The organism is Paenibacillus auburnensis, from assembly GCF_927798115.1.
In the GTDB taxonomy this organism is placed as follows: Bacteria; Bacillota; Bacilli; order Paenibacillales; family Paenibacillaceae; genus Paenibacillus_AQ; species Paenibacillus_AQ auburnensis.
Genome location: NZ_CAKMMG010000008.1, coordinates 26,795 through 46,623 on the forward strand (window position 1 = coordinate 26,795; position 19,829 = coordinate 46,623).

The 19,829-nt window shown below is 52.2% G+C and carries 18 protein-coding genes and 2 tRNA genes; 15 read left to right on the forward strand and 5 right to left on the reverse strand.

The window, feature by feature from the left end; genetic code table 11:
• Positions 1–86 precede the first annotated feature (86 nt).
• Both L6H70_RS21600 and L6H70_RS21605 read left to right on the forward strand, forming a co-directional pair.
• A complete protein-coding gene (locus tag L6H70_RS21600) occupies positions 87–341 on the forward strand; it encodes a hypothetical protein (protein ID WP_236336208.1) in 255 nt (84 codons plus the stop codon).
• Positions 342–403: 62 nt separating this feature from the next.
• Positions 404–964: a histidine phosphatase family protein gene (locus tag L6H70_RS21605; protein WP_341482757.1), complete on the forward strand. Its 561-nt coding sequence runs from the start codon at positions 404–406 to the stop codon at positions 962–964.
• A 78-nt stretch (positions 965–1,042) separates the two neighbouring features.
• Here L6H70_RS21605 and L6H70_RS21610 read toward each other — a convergent pair whose 3' ends face one another.
• Positions 1,043–1,609, reverse strand: coding sequence for a CGNR zinc finger domain-containing protein (locus L6H70_RS21610; RefSeq protein ID WP_236336210.1), 567 nt, complete (start codon positions 1,607–1,609; stop codon positions 1,043–1,045).
• Between the two features lie 163 nt (positions 1,610–1,772).
• Between L6H70_RS21610 and L6H70_RS21615 the strand changes: the two genes are divergently transcribed.
• A complete protein-coding gene (locus tag L6H70_RS21615) occupies positions 1,773–2,264 on the forward strand; it encodes a DinB family protein (protein WP_236336211.1) in 492 nt (163 codons plus the stop codon).
• Positions 2,265–2,405: 141 nt separating this feature from the next.
• Positions 2,406–2,573: a hypothetical protein gene (locus L6H70_RS21620; RefSeq protein ID WP_209444214.1), complete on the forward strand. Its 168-nt coding sequence runs from the start codon at positions 2,406–2,408 to the stop codon at positions 2,571–2,573.
• A gap of 82 nt (positions 2,574–2,655) precedes the next feature.
• Here L6H70_RS21620 and cmpA read toward each other — a convergent pair whose 3' ends face one another.
• Both cmpA and L6H70_RS21630 read right to left on the reverse strand, forming a co-directional pair.
• Positions 2,656–2,793: a cortex morphogenetic protein CmpA gene (cmpA, locus tag L6H70_RS21625; protein ID WP_108721961.1), complete on the reverse strand. Its 138-nt coding sequence runs from the start codon at positions 2,791–2,793 to the stop codon at positions 2,656–2,658.
• A 109-nt stretch (positions 2,794–2,902) separates the two neighbouring features.
• The gene (locus L6H70_RS21630) at positions 2,903–3,262 is read right to left on the reverse strand and encodes a hydrolase/acyltransferase (RefSeq protein ID WP_236336212.1); all 360 of its coding nucleotides are present in this window, start codon (positions 3,260–3,262) and stop codon (positions 2,903–2,905) included.
• Positions 3,263–3,374: 112 nt separating this feature from the next.
• On the opposite strand from L6H70_RS21630, the gene L6H70_RS21635 reads away from it, so the two are divergent.
• On the forward strand, positions 3,375–3,875 hold the full coding sequence (locus L6H70_RS21635; RefSeq protein ID WP_236336213.1) for a SprT family protein: 501 nt from the start codon (positions 3,375–3,377) through the stop codon (positions 3,873–3,875).
• Here L6H70_RS21635 and L6H70_RS21640 read toward each other — a convergent pair.
• The gene (locus L6H70_RS21640; RefSeq protein WP_236336214.1) at positions 3,868–4,506 is read right to left on the reverse strand and encodes a pentapeptide repeat-containing protein; all 639 of its coding nucleotides are present in this window, start codon (positions 4,504–4,506) and stop codon (positions 3,868–3,870) included. The two genes, L6H70_RS21635 and L6H70_RS21640, sit on opposite strands and share 8 nt — an antisense overlap.
• A gap of 330 nt (positions 4,507–4,836) precedes the next feature.
• Here L6H70_RS21640 and L6H70_RS21645 point away from each other — a divergent pair, with 330 nt between their 5' ends.
• Positions 4,837–11,556 carry an S-layer homology domain-containing protein gene (locus tag L6H70_RS21645; RefSeq protein ID WP_236336215.1) on the forward strand — a complete coding sequence of 2,240 codons (6,720 nt, stop codon included), beginning with the start codon at positions 4,837–4,839 and terminating at the stop codon, positions 11,554–11,556.
• Positions 11,557–11,660: 104 nt separating this feature from the next.
• On the opposite strand, the gene L6H70_RS21650 is transcribed toward L6H70_RS21645, so the two are convergent.
• Positions 11,661–12,089 carry an Lrp/AsnC family transcriptional regulator gene (locus L6H70_RS21650; protein ID WP_236336217.1) on the reverse strand — a complete coding sequence of 143 codons (429 nt, stop codon included), beginning with the start codon at positions 12,087–12,089 and terminating at the stop codon, positions 11,661–11,663.
• Positions 12,090–12,216: 127 nt separating this feature from the next.
• Between L6H70_RS21650 and L6H70_RS21655 the strand changes: the two genes are divergently transcribed.
• The 9 genes from L6H70_RS21655 (at position 12,217) to ald (ending at position 19,764) form a co-directional block, all read left to right on the forward strand.
• Positions 12,217–12,981 (forward strand): MBL fold metallo-hydrolase, encoded by a 765-nt coding sequence (locus L6H70_RS21655; RefSeq protein ID WP_236336218.1) that lies wholly within the window; start codon positions 12,217–12,219, stop codon positions 12,979–12,981.
• Positions 12,982–13,123: 142 nt separating this feature from the next.
• A tRNA-Asn gene (locus L6H70_RS21660) sits at positions 13,124–13,199 on the forward strand.
• A gap of 7 nt (positions 13,200–13,206) precedes the next feature.
• Positions 13,207–13,295, forward strand: a tRNA-Ser gene (locus tag L6H70_RS21665).
• 544 nt (positions 13,296–13,839) lie between these two features.
• Positions 13,840–14,745 carry a branched-chain amino acid ABC transporter permease gene (locus L6H70_RS21670; RefSeq protein WP_054939198.1) on the forward strand — a complete coding sequence of 302 codons (906 nt, stop codon included), beginning with the start codon at positions 13,840–13,842 and terminating at the stop codon, positions 14,743–14,745.
• 12 nt (positions 14,746–14,757) lie between these two features.
• Positions 14,758–15,723, forward strand: a complete 966-nt coding sequence (locus tag L6H70_RS21675; RefSeq protein WP_236336219.1) for a branched-chain amino acid ABC transporter permease — start codon at positions 14,758–14,760, stop codon at positions 15,721–15,723.
• Positions 15,695–16,474, forward strand: a complete 780-nt coding sequence (locus tag L6H70_RS21680; RefSeq protein ID WP_236336220.1) for an ABC transporter ATP-binding protein — start codon at positions 15,695–15,697, stop codon at positions 16,472–16,474. The genes L6H70_RS21675 and L6H70_RS21680 overlap by 29 nt, the downstream gene beginning before the upstream one ends.
• Before the next feature lie 5 nt (positions 16,475–16,479).
• Positions 16,480–17,181, forward strand: coding sequence for an ABC transporter ATP-binding protein (locus tag L6H70_RS21685; protein WP_054939200.1), 702 nt, complete (start codon positions 16,480–16,482; stop codon positions 17,179–17,181).
• A 73-nt stretch (positions 17,182–17,254) separates the two neighbouring features.
• Positions 17,255–18,454, forward strand: a complete 1,200-nt coding sequence (locus L6H70_RS21690; protein ID WP_236336221.1) for an ABC transporter substrate-binding protein — start codon at positions 17,255–17,257, stop codon at positions 18,452–18,454.
• 179 nt (positions 18,455–18,633) lie between these two features.
• A complete protein-coding gene (gene ald / locus L6H70_RS21695; RefSeq protein WP_236336222.1) occupies positions 18,634–19,764 on the forward strand; it encodes an alanine dehydrogenase in 1,131 nt (376 codons plus the stop codon).
• The last annotated feature ends 65 nt before the right edge of the window (positions 19,765–19,829 follow it).

A 19,829-nucleotide genomic window follows, 5' to 3' on the forward strand; every position in this document is an offset into this window, starting at 1 on the left:
AATTAGTTGCAAATGTTTATTATCCAGTAAATAAACATTGTGATGACTGAATAGACTACATTATTTGATGATAAGGAGTTTTGCACATGGTCATCTGGGGAACTCTCATTTCAATTGTAACCGCTGTTATTTTGTCCGCCTTTATCGGCCCTTACGGGCTGCTGACGCTGCTCGCCGTAGGTTTTGGTTTCCTGTTCAGTATCCACTCCAGAATCCGGGATGTTCAGAATGATCTGCAGCAGATCAAGCAGAAGCTGGGTATAACGGACACCATAGAGTCTGCGGTGAGTAATGAAGAGATTGAAGCGGAGCTGGAGCAGGAAATGGCGTTGGAGAAATAGAAGGAGTAGGGCAAGAAAAGGTATAGGTTTAACACGGGGACGGAGGCAGCAGAGTGCGCACGATGATATATTTTATCCGCCATGCGGAATCGCTTTATGCTGAAGGGCAGGAGCGGTCAAGAGGGCTGTCTGAACGGGGAATGGAGGATGCGCTCCGGGTCCAAACCATTTTGGATAATGAATCTGTTGATGGGTTTGTCTCCAGTCCCTATAAGCGGGCGGTGCAGACGATTAAGCCGCTGGCGGATGCTATGTGCAAGGATATTATTATTGTAGAAGACCTTAGGGAAAGAACCATCGGGAATATAAGCGGACTGAGTTTTCCGGCGGCTAAGCAAAGGGTGTATCAGGACTTCCATATGGCATTTGCGGAGGGTGAATCCAGCGCTGCGGCTCAGACCAGAGGGGTGCAGGCATTGGAACGGCTGCTGGAGGAGTATGCAGGCATGACCCTGGCGCTCGGAACCCACGGCGATATCATGACGCTGATACTGAACCACTTTGATCCCCAGCAGTTTAATTATGAGTTTTGGAAGTCTACCTCTATGCCGGATATTTATAAGGCGGAGTTTGAGGGTAAGCAGCTGTTGAATGTGGTCAGAGCATGGGAAGAGCGGCTTTGATGATATAAAAGGTCTAAACACCCTTGAATGAAAATTCAGGGGTTTGTTTAGTTCTGGCCATAATTAAGCAGCCTTTCTTCACTCCGTTATATCCTCCTCCGCCTTCTTCCGCGCCCGGAACCGCCGTACTTTCATCAAATTCCCGCAGAGCTTATCATCACAATAGCGCTTCGAGCGGTTGCGGGTGTCGTCATAGTACACCCAGAGACAGTCGGGATTATCGCAAATGCGGATACGGGAAGTCTCTTTCTCTAACAATAATCCGGCAAAAGAAGCGGCGATTTCGGCCATGATCTGGCCCCAATCGCTACGCTGCGGCAGGAGGGAGAGCTCCGGCTGCTTGTCCGGTTTACGCACGATTTGCCGGATGGACGGGCCTTCGGCCATATATCTGTTCAGCTGGTCCAGCAGCGTCTGCTCTGGCTGCGCACCCTGCACGAGCTTCTGGACTTCTGCCCACAGCAAGCTGCGCAGCTCCTTGAGCTGTTGCAGTTCGACTGCCACAGGTGCCGCTGCCGCCGGCAAATCATGCTGCACCAGCCACTCTGCCAGCCAATTCTGATCCTCAAGCCGGTCCTTGTCATGGCTCCGGTCGCCTGTCCGCCAATCCCGCCAGTAGCTGTTAATATAATCCTCCCACAGCACGGTTCATTCCTCCTTTCTTACTCATTCTTTCCCTTGATTGTAACAGCTAAAACTCATCTTTACTAGTTACTTGAATCCTCTGCAGATATATGCTACAGTTCTATTGTAACGATTATGAACGAATTTAAGTGGTTACACAACAAAAACTTGCAGGAGGTACGACATGCAGAATAAGATCAGTGATGTGTTGTTGCAGAACTGGGATTATGCCATGGATATCGAGGATTGGGCGCCGCCGCTGAGCGCTGCGCTGGAGGGTGTGAACGCGGAGCAGGCCAGCTGGAAGCCGGGCGAAGCAGGTAACTCGATCTGGGAGACTGTCAAGCATCTGACCTACTACAAGGAACGGCTGCTGATCAAGCTTAAGGGACTGCCGAAGCTTCCGGATTTAGAGAGTAATGATGCTACTTTTACGGTGACCGAAAGCGGCGAAGAAGCATGGGGACAGGCGGTTGCCAAGCTGAAATCCGTCCACGCATCTTTGCGGGAAATTATTGAGGCGCTGGAAGAAGGCGCTTATGAATGGGGCGGTTCAGGGCATGCTCCAGGCGAAGAAGTGATGAGCCTGATTCTGCATGACTGCTACCATACCGGACAGATTGTGCTGGTACGGAAGCTGCAAGGCTCCTGGCCTTCGCACCGCAGCTTTAACTAAATAATCACTACTGATATCAAGCCGCACCTTTAACTGCCAGGGTCAACCCGGGCAGCCGGGGTGCGGCTATTTTGTTTCAAGACGAAAAATCCGGGGTTAATGGATGTCATAACAGCATGAATATGAAGGGAGAGATTGATGATGGAACCGAATTACAAGGACAGAAGTGTTGAAGTGGAACGCACGGAGGTACACAAGAGATCGGATTCCAGCGTTGTCGCATCTACCTTTATCAAATACGCAGCCTATATTATTATCATTTTCGGAATTCTGTTCTTCCTGGTGAGATACGTCTTCCCGATGTTCTAAACGAATCTCCGCCCAATCAAAAAGCCACGCCTACCTCTGCGGTAGACGCGGCTTTTGCTTTACATTCTTAGCCGTGGGATTCTTATACTTCCCTGTGAACGTAGTCACGGGATTCACCGGAATTACGGTAAAAGAACCAGCATTCGTTCAGCATTTTGATCTGGCGCCGGTCTTTTTTGAAATAAGCCTTCATGAGCTGATGGCAGAGCCACTGCGGCAAGTGTACCCCTCCTCTAAGCATGCTTCCTATGTACAGATAGCATATGGGGAAAGGTGCCCAAAGGTGCGCGGGGTTAGCAAACCGGCAGATTCCTGCTGTGAAAAAAAGGCTAATGCACGCCCTCTTCTTCCTCTTCGTACCACTGCTCCAGCTGTGCCTGCAGCGCGCGGATCTCCGTCAGCAGCGAGATAAGCGGGTAATGGTTCTCCTGAATGGAGGCAAAAGCGCTCTCCAGCCGGTTAATATATTCCAGTCCGGATTCCAGCCTATACCCTTCACGCAGAAGCTCCAGGGAATCACATTCGGCAACCGCCAGCGGCAGGTCCGGCACATTATCCGCGGTCAGCTTGTCGATCTCTTTATTGAGGCGAAGATTAAGCGCGCTCAATTGGTACGCATATTCCTCAGGCATTTCAACAAACTGCAGTTCCTGGTGCTGCTGCAAAATTACATACCGCATTTTCGGCATAACTCAGTCTCCCTCCGTACTTGTCTTCCTTCTTGACAGTTTAGCCTATGGGCAAGTTACAATTCAAGTAGAGATGTTATTTTAAGTAGGAGAGGACTTGTGGGAGAACGCTATGACCAGTATCAGCATGAGCAATGAAGAGCTGCAGCAATGGATTGAGCGGGTATCGCTCAGCAGCTTTGGCGTGCCGTTCCGGCACAAGGCCAGCTTTAACAGCAGACTTACGACGACGGGCGGACGGTACTTTACCAAAAGCCATAATATAGAGATTAATCCGCAGCAGCTTGCCATGTATGGACATGAAGAGACGGAGAAGATTATTAAGCATGAGCTCTGCCACTATCATCTGCATCTGGCGAAGCGGGGATATATGCACCGGGATGCCGATTTCAAAAGCCTGCTGGCCCAGGTCGGCGGAAGCCGCTATTGCCAGAGTCTGCCCGGAGCCAAGGCGCGGAAGCCCCAGCCTTACCGCTATAAGCTGGTATGCACCGCTTGTTCTACCGAATATCCGCGCAAACGCCGGGCCGATCCGAAACGCTACCGCTGCGGCAACTGTGCGGGCAAGCTGAAGCTGGTCGCCCTGGAAGAAGGCAAAGGTCCGGTTACTTGATCACTAGGCCGAGCAATCCGGCGAAGGATGCCGCCTGATCCGCAGAAATGATGCAGCCCGGCAGATCCTCTATGTCCACCAGCAGTCCGGTGAATTCACAACTGCTTAGGTCGGTATCCTTCAGCCTGACGCCGGCCATGATCGCCTGATCAATCTTGCATTCCTCGAACGAGACCTTTTGGAAGATGCTTTGATAGTAATCGCTACTCACCAGTGAACTCTGCTCGAAGGAGATCAGCTTCAGATTCCCGAACCGGAAACTGGCAAAATCGCAGATCGACCCGGTCACCCGGACGTTCTGGAACCGTGCCCTGGTAAAGTCGGTTCCGATCATTTTGCATTGTCTGAACTCTGTCCGGTGGACGAAGGCTTCGCTGAAATTTACGTTCGAAAGGTCGCAGTTCTCAAAGATCACATCCGTCAGCTCAATACCGCGGAGTGAGGAGTTGCTGATGATTACATTTTTGAAGAATACTTTATCGAAGGAGACCTTGTCCGCTTCCTGATATTCGAGCTGTACATCGCTGATGAGGCAATTGCTATATTCCTCTTTGGTCTCCAGCAGATCTATCTGCTGCGGCGCCAAAAGAGCGGGGTCAGAGATTTTGGGAAGATCGATTTTATCCTTCATATAAGCCTCCAGTTGTAGGTAACAAACTTTTATTAATGAAGATTAATCTTCGTCTGGTAATTATTATGCAGTAAACTCTCTCAGGGTTGCAAACAAACATGGAAGGATGGCAATCTCCTATTTCCTTAACGAGGCTCAATAGTTACTTAACAAGCGGCAGTCCGGGACAAGCATTCCATCGTCCATGGCTGCCTTTATTAGTTGAAGGCTTAGTGCACGTGATGTCCGTAAAAATGCACCTTTGTCATGGTAAAATCACACCTCGTTTTGCAAACGTTACCCGCCTAAGATGGAAGGGAAGTCCATATTGGATTAATGGGGGGCGCATTTATGAAACGATTCAGGTCACTGGTAGCGAGTCTGCTGGTGCTGCTGCTCATGCTTCCGAATCTGTCTGCTTACGGCGGGGGCGGGAATACCGCGGATGCAGCAGGAATCGGAGGAACAGGAGCAGGGCAAATTCCAACGGGTACCGTTCTTATCAAGAACAAGTGGAAGAGCAATTATCTGTATGAGACGAGCGAAGGGATAGTCCGTTATGGCATGACGAATCCGGCTGATACCTCGGCGCACTGGACCGTGGAGACGGCGGATGGATTGTCGCGGATTAAAAATGCCAAGACCGGCCATTACATTACACTAGCCGGGAATACAGGCAAAGAGGCTCCGCTTAAGGCAGCGGCCCTCTCCGGGGAGGGAAGTATCTCAGAGCAGTGGCTGATCGACACCTCGAACCGGACCGGATACATGGTCATCCGCAGTGCCACCGCACCGGAAGGCAAGCTGGTGATTCATGAGGAGAACCAGCTCGGGTATGCCCAGGCCAGCCCCGATATCAATGTAACGTTTGAGAGTCCGCAGTGGGCTTTTATTGATGTTAGTGCAGCGCCTGCCGTACGGCTGGAAAGCCGGATGCGTCCGGGTCAAGTGATGGTTGAAGAGGACGGCAAGGTGCTCTACGGCAAAGCTGCGCTGAGTAATGAAGCTGCACAGTGGTTTCTTGAACCGGGGGAGACCGCCGGAACCATAACGATCCGCAACCGTGCGACCGGCCATTATATCAAGCAGAATGTGGAGCACTGGTCGGGTGTTATTTCGGCAGGCATCGATCCGGCTAATGCGGGTTTAAGTCAATGGGTTCAAGAGCAGGCCCTGGGTGACGATGGAGCAGGCTTCGTAACCTTCCGTAATCAAGGACTGACCGATGAGGGGAAGGCTCTCTGGCTTAATCCCCAATACGGCGATGACAACAATGTCCGCTCCAACAATTGGCCGGGCTGGGCAGGCAATCACAGTGCGCAGTGGAGTATTGTGCCGGTTACCGGACTGCAGCCGGTGCGGATTGCCGCCTATACCGATGCGCAGACAGCCGCGGATTTCTTATATGAAGCTTCCGGCGGAGAATTGAAGCATGGAATGATTGTGCCGGACGCCGTGAACGAGAACAGCTACCTGTGGTATGTCGAAGATTACGACGGCCATAAACGGATCCGTAACGCAGCAAGCAGTCATTACCTGACGTATGCGGAGGGGACAGCGAAGGCGCTTCAGCTCAGCGGCAGCCAGCCTTCCGACCAGTGGGTGTTTAAGGAATCCGATGATTTTGACGACTATCAGACGGTTGAGAATGTGGGGACTTCAGGCATCTATCTGGCGCTGCTGGGAAGCGGAAATGCGGGAGCAGGGAATGACGCGAGTTCGCTGTCGGCACAGTGGCAGCTGCTGGATCCGAGCACACCGACTGATGATTCTGAGCACTATTACAGGATTCAGAACGGCTGGCAGTCTTTTTACTGGTATGAGAGCAAGGAGGGACTGCTGAAATACGGCAACATGCAGGAAGATGGTTCCGACCAGTGGCTGGTGGAAAAGTATAATGGCCGTAAGCTGTTCAAGAACCGCAAAACCGGCCATTACATTAATGTGGCACAGATGCCGGAGGGGCATATCCAAGTAAGCCCGCTGGCCGACCAGGCAAGTGTGGCTCCAAGCTTTATCTGGACCGGAAAAAACACAGGCGACAACACCTATGTGATTACCAGCGTGCTCGATAAGGAGCCGGGGAAACGTCCGGAAAAATATATTTCCTTGCAGAACCTGACCAAATACGCTGAATATGGTGTCATCAATCCCGATTGGGGCAGCCCGAAATGGAGATTTGTGGCGGTCACCGAGAAGAAGCAGGATCTGTTCCGGTTTAGAATGAACGGGGTGAACGGTGAAGCGCAATATTTGAAAGACGGCCCTGTTCCGGGTACACAGACACTTACTGTGAAGCTGCCGGAGAGTGACGGTAGGGTTACAGCGGACGTGTACATTGAGCAGTCGCAACAGGGGGCACAAGCAGCAGTCTCTGAGGAAAAGCCTGCTCGATCCGCAGCTGCCGCCGACATGACAGTTGGTCAGGCGACCTACGGTACGCTGGATCTGAAGGATGACTCATTTGTGTGGCAGCTGCAGGAGATCTCCGGTGCAAACGGTGTAGTGAAGATCAGGAACAGAGGCACAGGAAGATATCTTTCACTGCAGAATTTCGGTTCGGCCATTGAAGAGGAAGCACCTGAACTGGCTGTTCCGACGGAGCAGACCGTTTATGACGTCTGGGCCAGTATCCGTTGGGCCGTTGATATGCAGCCATCGGGTATAACCACCTTTAAAAGCGCCTGGGGCGGCCATTATCTGTACGGGACTGCCGATGATAACGGCGATCCTGTAATCAGGATCAGTAAAGCGGCGGGTGCCGGAGGCATGGACAGCGCACAGTTTACCGCTGAGGCGGTAACCGAAGCGGCACCGCCGGTTCCGGGTTATCCCGTACGTTTCAAGAATGCGGATACCGGAGACTATCTCTACGAGAATGATCATGGGGTTGTTCTTTACGGCCAGCCTGCGGCGGATAATGGTTACTCCCACTGGATCATTTCAGAGGCTGCGGGTAAACAGTATATTAGGAACCGGGCTACCGGCCATTATCTGACCTTAAATGAGGATTATTCGTTCTTGGAGAGCAGCAGCGGGGCTCCGGCGGATAGCGGTGCCTCAGCCTGGAAGGTAAGTCTGGCTTCAGATTACAAGAATTATATGATCCGCAGCCTCTACGGCGGATATGATGATGAATGGATTAACGTTAAGAATCGGACGGGATATGCAGAACGAGCCTTGCTGCTGGACAGCGAAGCCTCAGCACAGTGGACGCTGGAAGCGGCGCAGCAGGAATTTAACAGACCGGCTGGAGAAGCCCGGAATCGTGATACCTCCACACCGGTGCAGAATGATACCAATATAGTGACCATCGTGCCGCAGGCGCCGGTTGGCAAAGTGCTGGCGGAGCAGAACGGGCAGGCCGTCTATGCGGATGCCACAGGCAATACGACACAGGCGGAGTGGCTCGTGCAGGACTATAACGGACGCAAACGGATAATGAATGTGCAGACTGGTCATTATCTTTCACTGGATGAAGCTGGTACTGCCATCATGTCTGCCTCCGGCGATACAGAACGTTCGCAGTGGAATCTGGAGGAGAAGCTTGGGCGCACGCTGGTGTACAGTGCAGACCGCAGCGGCTTGTTCGCAGTGGATGACAATGTGCTGTGGAGCTTTGTTCCGGTGCCTAAGGATGTGGTGTACCCGGGAACAGAAGCTTTCCATGGCGAAGGTCTGCTGCGGTTTGCCGTAAATGCCGCCCGGCCAGCAGAATACAACGCAGTGATCCGCTACAAATACGAAGATGCGGCAAAAGTCTCATTAACTATTGATGTTAACGGACTTCGAGCGGGCAAAGCTGGTCTGAGCGGAACTACAGGATGGCAGACGGCCGCGGTCAAGCTCAAGCTGCGGGCCGGGATCAACACTGTTACGTTAAGCAGCGGCGATTCCTCATGGAGCGAAATCTCTATTGACAGTCTTACGGTAAAAGAAAGCATCAATAAAGCTTACCGCGGAGCCACACTCCCGTACATCAGCTATGAGGCAGAGGATGCCGATACCAATGCAAAGCTTATCGGTCCTTCCCGTAAATACCGCAGTATGGCCTCGGAAGCTTCAGGGCGGCAGGCGGTTGTCCTTGAGCAAACCGGCGATTATGTAGAGTTCACCTTGGCTGCACCAGCGAATTCTATCGTACTCCGCTACTCTATCCCGGACAGCCCGGATGGAACAGGGGCTCAGGAGACGCTGACACTGTATGTGAACGGCGAACGGAAAGAGCTGAGCCTGACCTCCAAATATGCCTGGGAATACGGCAGCTATCCATGGTCCAATGATCCGCGGCAGGGCAGCGGGCACCGCTTCTATGACGAAATCCATGCTTTGATCGGCGATGCTCCGGCCGGTGCAGTGATACGGCTGGAGAAAAGCGCGGAAGATCATGCGGCCTCCTATGTCATCGATCTGGCGGATATGGAGCAGGTTGCTCCTGCGCTGGCGAAGCCGGAAGGCTATCTGTCTGTGACAGATTACGGGGCAGTTGCAGGCGATCAAGGCGATGATACCGCGGCGTTCAAGGCAGCGCTTGCCGCGGCGAAGACCGCCGGAACCGGCGTATGGTTCCCGGCAGGAAGCTTCAACGTCGGTGACGGTCTGCTTGATTTGGACCGTGCAGAGGTCCGCGGAGCAGGCATGTGGTACACGACGCTGAACGGGGTCAAGTTCTACGGCCACGGCGGCAAGATCGGTGTCTATGATCTGCAGATTGAGGGCGGCATTAACGTGCGTGACGATGAGGCGCTCACGAATGCTTTTCATGGTGCCTTTGGTCAGGGATCTGTTATTCAGAATGTCTGGATCGAGCATACCAAAGCAGGCTTATGGCTGACACAGCCGTCAGGTGAGAAATCCCGGACGAATGGTCTTTATATGGCAGGGCTGCGCATCCGCAATCTGATGGCGGATGGCATTAACTTCGCCGTAGGTACAGGCAACAGCATGATGGAGCAGAGTGACATCCGCTATCCGGGGGATGACGGCATTGCGATGTGGTCCTTCACCGATGCCAAGCTCAGTGATGTGAACGGCAGTGAGCGGACGCCAAGCTTCAATAATACGGTGCGTTTCAATACGGTGTCCTTGCCGTGGCTGGCCGATAATATCGTTGTCTTTGGCGGGAAGGATAACAAAATCCAGGATAATATCGTCAAAGACACGGTTACGAACGGCGCCGGCATTGCCGTATCTACCCGCTTTACAGCAGAGCCCTTTCAGGGCACAACCGTGGTGGAACGCAATACCCTGCTGCGCACCGGCAGCTACGATTCCGGCTATGGCGTGAATCTCGGGGCATTGTGGCTGTACGCAGGCGAAAGTGATCTAACGGCCAATGTGCAGATCCGGGAGAATACGGTAATGGACAGCACGTTTTCCGGTCTGATTGCACACGGCAGCATGAAGCTGGATGGTGTCGTGCTTACGGATAACGTGATTGACGGTGCAGGCACAAGCGGCTTGGAGGTTACGCCGGACCTCACCGGCAGCCTGTTCGCAGACAATCTGATCATCCGCGGAGAACGGATGAATCTGGTAGCGAATCTGGCAGTCGGGTTCACCATCCGTGAGCAAAATCAAGGCATCGCCACTGCCATCAAGCCGTTCTCGATCAAGCTGGCAGACGGACAGAAGGGACCTTTTGTCCTGAAGCAGGGTGCGGTTACCGGGCTGCAGGTGCTGGATCAGGCCGGAGCGGAGATTACCGCTCAGGCGGTGCTCAGCTTCGGAGCGGATGGTATTGCCGGCTTTCAGGACGGCAAGCTGCGGGCTATTGCCGCAGGGAATACCCTGCTGACTGTAACCGTAAACGGCAGCTCCAGAGTATATGACCTTGCGGTGCTGAAGCCGGACGATTCCGCTGCAGGCGGCAATGGAGGTTCAGGCGGTAGTGTAGCCGTAACCGGAGCTGCGGCTGACGGTGATGCCCGGCTTAAGGCGGCCGTATCCGCCGGGCAGAGCTTGATCGTGATCGCTGCCGATGCCAGCGGCACGGCACGCTTCAGCGCAGCCGCCCTGCGGAGCGCGCTGGCGGCTAGACCGGACGCCGTGCTCGTCGTACAGAGCAGCGGCGCGTCCTACCGCTTTCCGTTGTCCCGCACGGAAAGCGTACTGAAAGCGGCCGGCCTGGGCGACGGCACGCTGGAATTCGCGCTGGCTCCGCTGGGCGGCGCAGCGCTGGAACAGCTGCTTGCCGGTGCGGGCAAGCAGGGCTTCCAGGTGAAGGGTATGCCGGCAGGCTTTACCCTGAACGTGATAGGCGGCAGCGGCACGGCCGCCGTGCCGGCCAGCGGCTTCGGCACCGCGTATGTGGAGCGGACGCTTACAGTAGACGAAGATGTCTACGCGGACAGCGCAGTGGCGCTGCTCTATGATGCCAAGGCCGGTACGTTCCGGTATGTCCCCGCTCTGTTCGAGACTGGCGGCGGTGTGACCAAGGTGACCGTCAAAAGCAGCCTGGCCAGCGGAATTATCGCTGTAGCGCTAAACCCGGTCCGCTTCAGTGATGTTTCATCCCACTGGGCCAAGGCGGAGATTGAGCTGCTGGCTAGCAGGCTCATCGTGAACGGCCGTGCCTCCGGCAGCTTCGCGCCGCAGCAGACCGTCAGCAGGGCCGAGTTCGCGGCCATGCTGGTCCGCTCGCTCGGCCTGCAGCCGGAAGCTCCGGCTGGCGCCGTTTTCAGCGACGTGGCAGCCGGAGCGTGGTATGCAGCCGATGCTGCGGCTGCCTCAGGGCTGGGCCTGGTGCAGGGCTATGCGGACGGTACATTTCGTCCGGATGCGCCAATCACCAGGCAGCAGATGGCGGTGATGGCCGCCAGAGCGCTGAAGCTGCTGCAGACAGCTTCACCCGGGGATGCCGCGCCATCCGCCGCAAGTACCCCAGGCAGCTTCAGTGACGCTGCCGGTATCGCTTCCTGGGCACAGGAAGCGGTGAACACCCTGACCGCCGGCGGAATCATGCGGGGGCTCCCTTCCGGCAGCTTCGCTCCGGAAGCTGACACGAGCCGCGCGGAAGCGGCGGTCATTCTTACCCGGCTGCTGCGGGCCGGCAAGCTGCTGAACGGTTAATCTCCGTTCATAGCACATAGCACCGCAACAGCAACAAGCCGCCGCCTCAGGAAGCTCCCTTCCTTTGGCGGCGGCTTTTAGTTATGAAGCGGAGCCGCACAGCCTCATTTAAGCTGCCCCATCCCCAGATTAACCCGGTAATTACCAAACTCCAGCAGCTCATCCAAAAAAGCATTCAGCGCCACCTGATCCGTAAGGCGGACGCGCATCCAGTAGCAGCCTTCCCCGCTGACCCGGTGCAGCTCAGCCACACTGTCATGGTTCTTTGCAAATTGTTGAAAAGGGGGATGGGCGGCGTTCGAGCTCAAAAACACCGTGATAAAAGCAAGTAGGCTCTGTCCGATTTTGCTAGGATTCCAGCGGACGGTGTAGCCTTCGATAATCTCCAGCTCGCGCATTCTGCGGATTCGTGCGCCCACAGCCTGCCCGGTCATATGTACCTTTTCACCAATTTCCTTATGGCTGAGTGTCGAGTCCTCGATAAGATATTGCAGAATACGGTAATCCGTATCGTCGATCAGGTAGGAAGTCATTTTTAGTTAATCCTTTCCGGATGAAAGTAGAAGAGGCCGATCTCTTTCGCGCCGCAATGTATAATGCAGGGGAGACATTCTATAATGAATTGTAGCAGAAGACAGCCTGATGGAAGAGGTGCTTATGATGAAAATTCAACTAATCCGCAATGCGGCCCTATGGCTCGAATACGGCGGTGTTACGTTTCTGATCGATCCGATGCTCAGCGAACAGGGGGTTAATCCGCCGATCGTAAACACAGAGAATGACCGCAGAAATCCGCTGGTGCCCCTGCCTGGTCCGGTACAGCAATGGCTGGCCCCGGATGCCCTGCTCGTGACCCACCTGCACCAGGATCACTGGGATGCGGCTGCAGTTTCGCTTTTACCGCATGATCTGCCTTTGCTCTGCCAGGAGGGGAATCAGGAACAGATTGCTGAGCAAGGGTTTAGCAATATTACAGTAGTGTCTGATCATGAACCGCTTACCTTTCAAGGGGTAACCTTAACGCGTATTGGCGGACAGCACGGCACCGGATCCATCGGAGCGCTGATGGGCAAGGTGTCCGGCTTTATTTTCCGGGCTGAAGGCGAACCTGTGCTGTATTTGGCCGGAGACACGATCTGGTGTGAGGAGGTCAAGCAGGCGCTGGACGGGCATAGTCCTGAAATAATCATCGTAAACGCCGGCGGAGCGCGCTTTGTAACAGGCGGACATATCACAATGGATGATCAGGATGTAGTGGATATATGCCGCTATGCACCAGCCGCATTCGTGATCGCCGTGCATATGGACGCAATCAACCACTGCCTGGTTACCCGTGAATTACTCAAAGCCCGTCTGGAGCGAGAAAATTTGCTGGAGCGTGTAGCTCTTCCGCGGGACGGAGAATGGGTTAATCATAATTATTGAGGGTATAGCTTCATATATAATAGTAGAAGCATGGAGAACAGCCGGAGGATTCGCTTCCAAATGTAACCGTTTCAGAAAATTCGCCCATCCGCTTGACGGGACCACAAAATCATGATAAATTATTTCTTGTTCATGTTAATGTTCCCTGATAGCTCAGTTGGTAGAGCACTCGACTGTTAATCGAGTTGTCACAGGTTCGAGTCCTGTTCGGGGAGCCATTTACTTGGAGAGATACCCAAGTGGCTATAAGGGGACCCTCTGCTAAGGGGTTAGACTGCGTAAGCGGTGCGAGGGTTCGAATCCCTCTCTCTCCGTTCGAAATTTACTCACTGTATGAAGAGCTCCTGATCGGGAGCTTTTTTTATTTTGTTTACCTATGAAATTTCTAAATCTCCCCTTCAGGGAGATTTTTTTGTTGAAGATATAAGTCTCTTGTCAACTACTCTAACGCAAAAACTATAGTATACTACAGAATACTATTTTATTCTACCGATGCACCTCGGTGACCCTTTAATAAATTGAAGGATTGAAGCTGTAAAGAGACAAATGTTATATTATTTACGCAAAAATAAAGTATTGTATTAGAAAAGGAAAGAAATCCAAAAAAGACCGATCTCTTAAATCCTCTGTATTCCTCCGTTTTCCTCGTAATTTTGCAATCCTTTTGAAATACATCACTCATACATGACAATTAACGTTAAGTTATATAACTCCGAATTTCGAATTTTATATTAAAAACACACTTTTTTAGTGACGGGCAAATAACCCTGTGTTAATATAAATAACATCTTAGAGGGAAAAACAGAATGCAAGGCAGAGAAAGGGGAATTTTAACTATTATGAGAAAAGGGGATGGCGATGGAGTACTTCATTCAGCAACTAATTAACGGAATTTCCGTGGGCAGCATTTATGCTCTGATCGCCCTTGGCTACACAATGGTTTACGGGATTATCAAGCTGATCAATTTTGCTCACGGCGATGTATTTATGGTCGGATCATTTATCGGGCTATATAGCGCCAAATATCTGGCGAATGCCGGTTTTCCTCCGGTAGTGGTGCTGCTCTTATCGCTGATTATCTCGATGACCATGAGTGCTCTGCTGGGGATCACGATTGAACGTCTGGCTTATAAGCCGCTTCGTAAGTCTACAAGGATCGCGGCGCTGATTACTGCAATTGGCGTATCGTTCTTACTGGAATATGTCGGAGTCCTTATTCTTGGACCGCAGGCACAAGGGTTTCCGGATATCATGGTTAAGAAGCAATATGAGTTATTCGGTAGTTCGATCCAGGTTGATTCCAATCAGGTCATGATTCTGATTACAACGATCGTCTTAATGCTTATTCTGCAATATATCGTACGTTACACCAAGACAGGAAAAGCAATGCGGGCAGTTTCGTTCGATATGGAGGCGGCTCGGTTGATGGGGATCAACGTAGACCGCACGATATCGGCAACCTTCGCGATCGGTTCGGCGCTTGCTGCAGCTGCCGGCGTAATCTTCGGGATGACTTACAACTCCGTGGATCCGCTCATGGGTGTTATGCCGGGACTCAAAGCCTTCGTGGCCGCAGTGCTTGGGGGAATCGGTAGTATTCCTGGAGCTCTTGTAGGTGGATTGCTGCTGGGAACGGTTGAGACTGAAATTTCATCGCTTGGTTATTCCTCCTGGCGTGATGGTGTGGCTTTTGCCGTGCTGATTCTGATCCTAATCTTTAAACCATCCGGGCTGTTTGGCAAGAATGTCCGGGAGAAAGTGTAGGTGGAGAACAGCATGAAAAATATGAATAAAAAATTCTGGATGGGCATTATTCTTGCCTTAGCGTTCTATGGGATCGTTCAAGTTCTTCTAACAACGGGAATCTTTAATGATGTTACCAGATCCATGTTGCTCCTGATCGGCGTCAATGTGATGCTGGCCGTCTCGCTCAACCTGATTAACGGGATTACGGGACAGTTCTCCATTGGACACGCCGGATTTATGTCTGTAGGTGCGTATACCTCGGCTATTCTGACGCTTGACTATGATGTGCCGTTCATCCTGGCGATCATTATTGGCGGCATCGTCGCAGCTATCTTTGGTGTACTGATCGGGATGCCGACGCTTCGTCTTAACGGCGACTATTTGGCGATTGCCACACTTGGCTTCGGGGAAATCATCCGGATTGTCCTGCTGAATACAGAGTATGTAGGCGGCGCTTCCGGCCTTAGCGGCATCCCGGCGAAATCGACCTGGACGATTATCTTCTTCTTTACCTTATTTACTGTTGTACTGATCAACAACTTTATCCGCTCAACCCACGGCCGGGCTTGTCTGGCGATCCGTGAGAATGAAATTGCTGCAGAAGCAATGGGGATCAACACGACAATGTATAAGGTTATTGCCTTTACCATCGGCGCGTTGTTTGCCGGTATGGCTGGCGGCTTGTCTGCTCATACCTTCTATGTCATCACTCCGGGCAGCTTTAACTTCCTGAAATCATTCGAGATTCTCGTAATGGTCGTTCTGGGAGGACTAGGCAGTACGGCAGGCTCAATCGTAGGTGCAGTCTTCGTTACCCTGCTCTACACCTATCTCCGTGAATTCCCGGAATGGCGGATGATTATTTATTCAATCGTTCTGATTATGATGATGATTTTCCGTCCGAGCGGTCTGCTCGGCAAAACCAAAATCAATTTCGGCAAGCTCGGTAAAAAGGAGGCCAAAGCCAATGGCAGCATCGACAGCAGTACTCCTTGACGTAAAAGGGGCAAGCCGTTCCTTTGGAGGCCTCAAGGCGCTTAGTGAAGTTTCCCTTCATATTAACAAAGGGGAATTGATCGGTCTGATCGGACCGAACGGTGCCGGGAAGACAACCTTATTCAATCTGTTAACCGGGGTGTATCCGCCATCGACCGGCAAGATCATGCTTAATAATGAGTCCGTTGGCGGAATGAAGCCATTTAAGATCAATCATAAGGGAGCAGCGCGTACCTTCCAGAACATCCGGTTGTTTACGGCGATGACTGTGCTGGAAAATGTAAAGATTGCTTTTCATCAGCATGCCAGACATTCATTGTTCAGCTCTATGCTCCGCTTGCCGAAGCATTTCAAGGGAGAACAGGAGATCACCCAAAAAGCGATGGATATTCTGAAGATATTCAATCTCGCAGATCAAAGTGAAGAAACCGCCGGTAATCTCAGCTACGGTAATCAGCGGCGCCTTGAAATTGCCCGTGCGCTTGCAGCCGGTCCTAAGCTGCTGCTGCTCGATGAGCCGGCGGCTGGTATGAATCCGAATGAGACGCGGGATCTGATGAATCTGATTGCCTGGATCCGCGAAGAATTTGATCTGACCATTCTCCTGATTGAACATGATATGTCGCTTGTAATGGGTGTCTGCAACCGGATCTATGTTCTGGACCGCGGAATACTTATTGCCGACGGAACTCCGGTAGAGATCCGGAATAATCCGAAGGTTATTGAAGCGTATTTGGGACAGGAGGCGTAAAAGCGATGCTTACAGTACAGGGAATCAATGTTTACTATGGGGCCATTCACGCCCTGAAGGATCTCAGTATCAAGGTAAACCAGGGGGAGATAGTGACGCTGATCGGCGCCAACGGAGCCGGTAAGTCGACACTCCTTAAGACTCTTTCCGGGCTGCTTAAGCCGAAGAGCGGGAGCGTTGAGTTCCTGGATAAATCGATTGCGAACCAGAGCGTGCAGGCGATTGTGAAGCAGGGGCTGATTCATTGTCCTGAAGGCCGGCGTGTGTTCGCCAATATGTCAGTTGAGGAGAACCTTGAACTTGGCGCTTATTTGCAGGATGGAAAAACGCTTGCCGCCGATTTCGAGAGAGTATATAACACGTTTCCGAGACTTCGTGAACGCAAGAAACAGCAAGCCGGAACCTTATCCGGAGGGGAACAGCAGATGCTGGCCATGGGCCGCGCTATCATGGGACATCCTAAGCTGCTTTTGCTGGATGAACCTTCTATGGGGCTAGCTCCGCTGCTGGTGCAGGATATTTTCAAAATCATTCAGGAAGTCAATGCGGCGGGAACGACTGTACTGCTGGTGGAGCAGAACGCTCATCAGGCACTCAAAATTGCCCACCGCGCCTATGTGCTGGAAACAGGAAGAGTGGTTCTCGAGGGAGACGCCAAGGAACTGGCGGATTCGGAAGAAATCAAAATGGCTTATCTTGGCCACTAGGCAGACTTCCCTAATACGGCATCAAAGATCCAACATATAAAAAAATTATATTATCAGGAGGCTGGGAGAAACTATGAAGAAAATTGGGGCCATTATTTTGTCAACCGTACTGACTGCGGTGTTAGCATCAGGCTGCGGCAACAACAACACAGAGAACAGCAGTAGCTCTGCAAACGGCGGAAATGCTGCCGGAGGCACAATCAAAATCGGTGCTGACCTTGAACTCACAGGCGGCCAGGCTTCTTTCGGCGACTCCGCATCTAAAGGGGCTAAGCTGGCTGTTCAGCAGATTAACGAAGCCGGCGGCATTCTGGGCAAGCAACTGGAATTGGTTGTAGCCGACAATGCCTCGAAATCCGAGGAAGCTACGCAGGCTGCACAAAAACTGATTACCAATGATAAAGTTGTTACTATTATCGGTGCTTCCACATCGACCAACACACTGGGTATCGTTCCCGTGGCCACTGAGAAAAAAATTCCTCTCGTAGCTGTTGGAGCCACCAACCCTAAAGTAACTGTTGATGAACGCAGTGGTGATGTGAATGAATGGGTATTCCGAGCAGCATTCATCGATCCTTTCCAAGGCCAGGTGATGGCTAACTTTGCGACCAACAACCTGAGCGCCAAAACTGCTGTAATCTACACAGACACATCAAGTGACTATTCGAAGGGTCTGCAAAAATTCTTTGAAGAAACCTTCAAAGCCAATGGCGGAGAAGTGTTGAGCCAAGAGTCCTACCAGCAAAAAGACTCTGACTTCAAAGCAGTACTGACGCGTATCAAAGAAGCTAATCCGGATGTTATCTATCTGCCAGGCTACTATGAAGAGGTAGGTAAAATCGTAAAACAGGCTCGTGAAATGGGTATTACTGTACCATTCCTGGGTGGCGATGGCTGGGATTCCCCACAATTGGCGGAAATCGCTGGTGCAGCAGCTCTTGAGAACACTTATATGTCCAATCACTATTCACCGGAAGATACTGCTACTGAAGTTACCTCGTTCGTTGAAGCTTACAAAGCTGCGAATGGCGGCGCGGTACCGGATGGTATGGCTGCTCTTGGGTACGATGCACTTAAATTGGTTGCAGATGCGATTACCCGTGCGGGAGAAGCTGATCCTGCCAAGATCAAAGAGGCTCTGGCAGCGACAAAGGATCTGCAGTTGGCTACTGGTAAAATCACGTTGAATGAAACCCATGACCCGGTTAAAGCTGCGGTCGTCCTGAAATTCGTTAACGGCGTACAAACTTTTGAAGCAAAAGTTAATCCATAAGCGATTCTTCCGCATATTATATGGGGAATGAACATTAAGGACTACGATTAATTGTGGTGAGAAGCAGGGAGCCTGGTGCTCCCTGGATCACCTCGGCTGTGATGAGAAAGGCTCAACTTTGAGCCTTTTTTTCGATGAACATGAAGCACATCTCCATCAAACTTTGAGGAGGAACAGGCATGATTGTCGGTGTACCGAAAGAGATCAAAAATAACGAGAACCGTGTAGCGATCACCCCGGCGGGAGTGGAAGCCCTCCGCAAAGCAGGTCATGAGGTACTGGTCGAGCAATCGGCCGGTATTGGCAGTGGCTTCACTGACAATGAGTATCTGGACAAGGGTGCCCGTATTCAATCCTCAGCGGCAGAAGTGTGGAATCAGGCGAACATGGTTATTAAGGTGAAGGAGCCATTGCCTGAAGAGTACGGCTATTTCCGCAAAGGGCTCATTTTGTTCACATACCTGCATTTGGCTCCCGAAGCGGTTCTTACGCAGGCACTTGTTGATAGCGGAGTGACGGCAGTGGGCTACGAAACCATTCAACTGGAAGACGGCTCTTTGCCTCTGCTGATTCCGATGAGCGAGGTGGCCGGACGGATGGCGGTACAGATTGGAGCTCAGCTGCTGGAGAAGCCGCATGGCGGCAAGGGAGTTCTGTTGGGCGGTGTTCCAGGTGTGCAGCCCGGTGAGGTGGTTATCGTGGGCGGCGGTATCGTAGGCACCAACGCGGCCAAGATGGCGCTGGGACTCGGTGCACGGGTAACTGTGCTGGATAACAATGCTGCGCGGCTCCGTTATCTGGATGATACTTTTGGCGGACGTCTGGTTACGATCATGTCGGATTCCTATCATCTGGAACAAGCAGTACGCAAAGCAGATCTGCTGATTGGGGCCGTCCTTATCCCCGGTGCCCGTGCACCGAAGCTAGTGAAAGAGTATATGGTGCAGCAGATGGGAGAAGGCTCGGTTATTGTGGATGTGGCGATTGACCAGGGCGGGTCCATTGAGACCATCGACCGGATTACCACCCATGAGAATCCTACCTATGTGAAGCATGGGGTGGTGCATTATGCTGTGGCTAATATGCCGGGAGCGGTTGCCCGCACCTCCACGCTTGCACTCACCAATGTAACGGTACCTTATGCACTGCAAATTGCTAATTCGGGTATCCATAGAGCGGTGCTGGAGAATCCGGCGCTTGCCCGCGGGCTTAATGTCGTCGCCGGACATGTGACGAATGCAGCGGTTGCACAAAGTCTCGGATATGAGGCGGTGGACGGTGTGGCATCTCTGGCTGTGTATGGCGTATAACGGATACAAAAAGTCAAAATTCTTGAACGGTCAGAAAGCATATTGAGCGGGGAGAGCGATGTCAG